5 protein-coding genes are annotated in these 3,359 nt (G+C 43.0%); all 5 read right to left on the bottom strand.

Annotation, left to right across the window (positions count from 1 at the left end; all coding sequences use genetic code 11):
* Window positions 1–243: 243 nt before the first annotated feature.
* Window positions 244–456, bottom strand: coding sequence for a type II toxin-antitoxin system HicB family antitoxin (locus tag IQ242_RS20125; protein ID WP_002765615.1), 213 nt, complete (start codon window positions 454–456; stop codon window positions 244–246).
* Window positions 457–799: 343 nt separating this feature from the next.
* Entirely contained in the window at window positions 800–1,048 is a 249-nt protein-coding gene (locus IQ242_RS20130; protein WP_002745417.1) for a hypothetical protein, read from the bottom strand.
* 72 nt (window positions 1,049–1,120) lie between these two features.
* Entirely contained in the window at window positions 1,121–1,243 is a 123-nt protein-coding gene (locus IQ242_RS26815) for a hypothetical protein (protein WP_255520686.1), read from the bottom strand.
* A 194-nt stretch (window positions 1,244–1,437) separates the two neighbouring features.
* Window positions 1,438–2,874 carry a caspase family protein gene (locus tag IQ242_RS20140; RefSeq protein WP_193961175.1) on the bottom strand — a complete coding sequence of 479 codons (1,437 nt, stop codon included), beginning with the start codon at window positions 2,872–2,874 and terminating at the stop codon, window positions 1,438–1,440.
* A gap of 36 nt (window positions 2,875–2,910) precedes the next feature.
* A partial coding sequence (locus tag IQ242_RS20145) for a hypothetical protein (protein WP_193961176.1) occupies window positions 2,911–3,359 on the bottom strand: 449 nt, incomplete at its 5' end.

A 3,359-nucleotide genomic window follows, 5' to 3' on the forward strand; every position in this document is an offset into this window, starting at 1 on the left:
AAATTAGACAATCCATTAGCAACTTCTAACAGGACAAATTCGGTGGTAATGTTAGATATTATTTATTTTAACTTATTGTCTTTGTAAAGTTGGGACGGTGCGTTTTATGAACGCCCCTACACAATCGTCAATTCAGATTTAAGCTGGCGACTCCTGTTCATTCTTTAAATGTCAGATTTTGCAAAAACTGCGAAACGCCTTATATGCTACAATTCACAAGTCGCAGCGAGAGAAACTTCATCATTAGGTAAATAATAGTCGTCCTTTTGGTTCAGGAATGATTCGTTCTAGTTGTTTGGCAGTTTCAATCCATTCTTGAATAACAAGTTCAGCATTTTGTACAGCTTCTTGATAGGTTTCTCCATCTGCCATACATCCTGCTAATTCTGGAACTTCAACAATAAAAGCTTGATCTTCCTCACTCCAATAAATAATTAATTCATAGCGAATTTTCATCTTTCCCTCCTAATTTATATTTTAAAATTAGATTACGAATTTGTTTGATTTGATAAGTTATGTAGGTTGGGTTGAACAGAGTGAAACCCAACAATTATGGCTCTACCGAACCTGTAATGTAAAACTATCAACAACTCATGCTTGTAAAGCTTGTATATTAAGGCTTTGAGTTTTTGTCAGATTGATATTTATCAACTTTAAAAACTTGCCAGGCAGAGAGCGAGCTTGAGGAATTTTCTACAGTGTAAGTTCGGAAGAACCACAATTATAGGCTTTGTGTTGGGTTTCGTGCCTCAACCCAACCTACTACTACTGAACCAGAGAACAAAGAATCATCATAACATTATTGATCATCTGGCAAAGCTAAAATTTCATCCCCAATTAAATCAGGTAAATTTTCGGTATGAACGTGCAAGTGAGTAATTGAGCCTATTAATTCTGCCAAAATATCCCCTTTTTGGTCATCAGTTAGGCTTGGTAATTTAAGCTGACTTAGTAAGAATAAAACCGCCTCGCATTCTTCACCTAATTCAGATAATAGAGTGGCCAAGGTAGAGTTGACTTTCAAGGGTTTTTCAGTGTTTGAAATCATTGCTTATTTTCCTCTGTTTAATCGCTTTTCTGCTCTAGATAAACTTTTTTCTAAACTTTTAATTTCTCTTTTCTAGTAATTAATTAAGTTTTCATCGGGGGATTCTTTTTGTTCCTCATTGGCAATTTTTTGATGATGGATCAGAATTTGATAACGAATGCTTTCAACAGATTTACGAAATTTCTTTTTTGACAAGTATTTACTCCTAACTTGCGCTGGTTAATATCTATCGTAATTATAAACCAAATAGATTATGTAGGGGAAAATGGCATTTACCCTCCTGGGGTGACGGTGACAGGTATCGAATCGCTGAACCCCTGATAACCTCGTGTGGAAACGATGTAGGATCGGAGTTTGAAAAAACTGCGACACGCCTTATACGCTACAACTCACAAGCCGCAGCGCGAGATCATCAGAACCAACCGATTCAGCCCCGCCCCCCACCAACCCGGCAGGTATCCTCTGGGTGCTAATGATGGTGCGTTTGTACTCCATGTTAATTCATCATAAGTTTTCCGGATTCCGTTGACTCGCCAGCCTACTGCGTCCTCAAAACGATCGTAGGCTTGACTATTATAGTCACCGATCGGGTTGCCTGTCTGCTTGTAGATAGCCAATTGTACAGAAAAGCCAAACTGGCCACCAGAAGCCGCTAACCACTCCCGATCAATCATCCGCAAATCCTCACAAGAAAATTTCTCGGCGGATTCGCCGTCTATCCAGCCTTCTTTTTCTCGTTTAGCGGCCGCCAGCATTAAATCCCAGGTTTTTAGATCCGCCTCTTTCCATTTCTTTTGTTGCAGGAGTTCTCGTAGCGTTGTATAGTCCACGCCAGTGGTTGAGGAGATGAGGGTCGATCGTGGTTGGGTAGTTGGTGTTGTTTGTGGCGTGAACACGGGCGATGGGGTAACAGGGGGAGGACTGAACGGAGGAGGCGATACCGCGACGGATTGCTGTGGATTGAGATAAAACTCACCCCCTTCTAAATTCCCTTCTGTCCAAGGTTGTTGGACTGCGTTTGTTTTTTCCTTAACTGATGTGCTGACCCGCCGAAACATCAACTGCACATCTATATTAGGTTTCTTGATATTTTCGAGTAATGCCGAAGTAAAGGGAGAATTGCGCTGTCCTACCCCATCTGCCGCCGTATTTCCTTCCCTCGTCGCGTAGGCAATAATAATGCCAGTAGCAGGAGAAACAGCCGTCAATCCCCGGACATTGCTACTCCGACGGCTCGATCTCCACCGCCGATAAAACGGATTATCCCGACAAGCATCAATAATAATAATATTGACCTGATTTCTAGCTTCTTCCATTGCATTCAGCACCTTACCCAAAGCAACCGCCTCATAACGGGCATCTTTCTCATTCAGGAGTTGTGCCTTGAGGGGAATTAAATAATTTTCTCCTTCTACCTGTACCCCATGTCCCGCATAATAAAAGACACCCACGCCACCCTTACGCAATTGTCGGCTGAAATCGTTGATCGCTGTCTCCATCGATCGCAAATCCTGATTTTGCAACAACGTCACCTCAAAATCCAACTCCCGTAACGCCTTCGCCATATCCGTCGCATCATTGACAGGATTAGATAATGCGCCTTCCTCATAGTTCGCATTGCCAATCACCAAAGCTACTCTGGGTTGTTTTTGAGCGATTAACCGAGTATTAATCCCCTTCAATTGCCCTTGCAGAGATGGCGAGCTTAAGCCCGCATCCTTCGCCAAAACAACGGTTTTAGGGGTAGTATTAGCGGCAAATCCCGCAAAAGCAATGACGGTTAAACCAGTAGCAACAGAGAAAAAAATCGGTTTCAGAGGCAACATAGAACAAACTCAGCGATTTTTAAACTCAATAACAACTTACTCAATTTCTCCTATGTGAATCGTCATTTTTGCTGACGAATTCAAGAGAATCTTTTTCACTCCGTGGGGTTTATTCTGGGTGTCTTCTAACAATCGTTCTCGCCCTTGAGGACTCATGGTTGCTAGGTTGATCGTCGCTTGTCTGGGAGGATTTCCTAGCTTCAATGCTTGAAGGGGGAAATCTGGCAATATTTTACTTCCTCGGAACCTAATCGGCAGAGGCTTTCCTGTACTCCAGACATCACCCTCAAAAGCGATCGCCTGAACTTGTGTCAACGGAACCTTTTCCGAATAACCCTCGGCCGAAAGCGTCAAACTTGTTTGATTAAAAGCCGTTAATTGACCCGTCAGAGAAGCCCCCTGTTTCCTCGTCACCGTCGCCTTATCCGGCACCGCCACTTCTAAAACTGTTCCCTGACTCCGCGCGGAACCCTGCCACCCTGCCC

The sequence above is a fragment of the Microcystis sp. LEGE 08355 genome, from assembly GCF_015207185.1.
In the GTDB taxonomy this organism is placed as follows: Bacteria; Cyanobacteriota; Cyanobacteriia; order Cyanobacteriales; family Microcystaceae; genus Microcystis; species Microcystis panniformis.